The sequence below is a fragment of the Dietzia sp. B44 genome (assembly GCF_014145245.1).
GTDB lineage: Bacteria > Actinomycetota > Actinomycetes > Mycobacteriales > Mycobacteriaceae > Dietzia > Dietzia natronolimnaea.
On the sequence record NZ_JAALEF010000003.1, the window covers coordinates 1 to 1,265 of the forward strand.

Below are 1,265 nucleotides of genomic sequence, written 5' to 3' on the forward strand. Positions count from 1 at the left end.
GGCGTCGTCGGTCACCTCGACGCAGGGGCGGCCGACGAGGGTGCTGGCGGCCGCGCCGGCGTCCGAGGTGGTGGCGGAGGCCAGGACGAACGTCGGTTCGGCCCCCAGGGCCCGGGCGAGCCGGTCGAGCCGGCGCAGGATCAGGGCGACGTTGGAGCCGAACACGCCGCGGTAGGAGTGGCACTCGTCGACGACGACGTAGCGGAGCCCCCGCAGGATGCGCGTCCACTGGCGGGACCGACCGAGCACCGACAGATGGAGCATGTCCGGGTTGGTGACGATCCAACGGGAGTTCTCGCGGATCCACGGCCGGGCGTCGGTCGGGGTGTCTCCGTCATAGGACGCGGGGGCCACATGGGCGAGCCCGGGGACGGAGTCCACCAGCGACACCACCGACGACAGCTGGTCCTGGCCCAACGCCTTGGTGGGGGACAGGTACAGCACGCAGGCCCCCCGGTCCGAGGCGAGTGTGCTGAGCGCGGGCAACTGGTAGCCGAGGGACTTGCCGGACGCGGTGCCGGTGGCCACCACCACGTTCCTCCCCGAGTGCGCGTGCTCGGCGGTGGCCACCTGGTGGGCCCAGGGCCTGCCGACGCCCCGAGCACGCAGTTCGTCGACCAAGCCCGGGTGTGCCCAGGTGGGCCAGTCGGCGTACCGGGCCTCGCGGGCGGGCAACTCCGCTGTGTGGGTGACGGGGGACGGCCCGGCCGGGAGCTGCTCGAGCAGGTGGCCCAGGAGTTCGCGTCCGTACGTCATCACCCCTCGACCGTAGAGGGCAACCCGCCCGGGTCCTCACCCGAGCGCGTGTCGGAGTCGGGTCCGGGGTGGATCCGGCTGCACGGCGCGGTCGGCGGCCCTGCGGAGATCGGTTCACCTGACCCTGGTCTCGTGGTGTACTTGTCCCGGTCGTCGATGCCGGTCGCGGGCTCCCCGCGGGCGGTGGGGCGACCCGACCCGCGTGGCCATCCCGAGGGTCGCACCAGGCAGTACGGAAAAGGAACGCAACAACATGGCACAGGGCACCGTCAAGTGGTTCAACGCGGAGAAGGGCTACGGGTTCATCGCCCCCGAGGACGGCTCCGCCGACCTCTTCGTCCACTACTCCTCCATCGAGGGCACGGGCTTCAAGTCGCTCGAGGAGAACCAGCGCGTCGAGTTCGAGCTCGGCGAGGGCCAGAAGGGCCCGCAGGCCCAGGAGGTCCGCGCCATCTGAGGCGCCACGGTCCGAGATCGACGAGGCCCCCGACGCGTGCGCGTCGGGGGCC

Annotated in this window: 2 protein-coding genes; one reads left to right on the forward strand and one right to left on the reverse strand. The window is 72.2% G+C overall.

The window, feature by feature from the left end:
- Positions 1-756, reverse strand: a 756-nt coding sequence (locus tag G6017_RS00160; RefSeq protein WP_194307659.1) for a DEAD/DEAH box helicase, incomplete at its 3' end; no start/stop codon positions are given.
- A 253-nt stretch (positions 757-1,009) separates the two neighbouring features.
- Here G6017_RS00160 and G6017_RS00165 point away from each other — a divergent pair.
- Complete coding sequence (locus G6017_RS00165) at positions 1,010-1,213, forward strand: cold-shock protein (protein WP_107755639.1); 204 nt, start codon at positions 1,010-1,012, stop codon at positions 1,211-1,213.
- Positions 1,214-1,265: the final 52 nt, after the last annotated feature.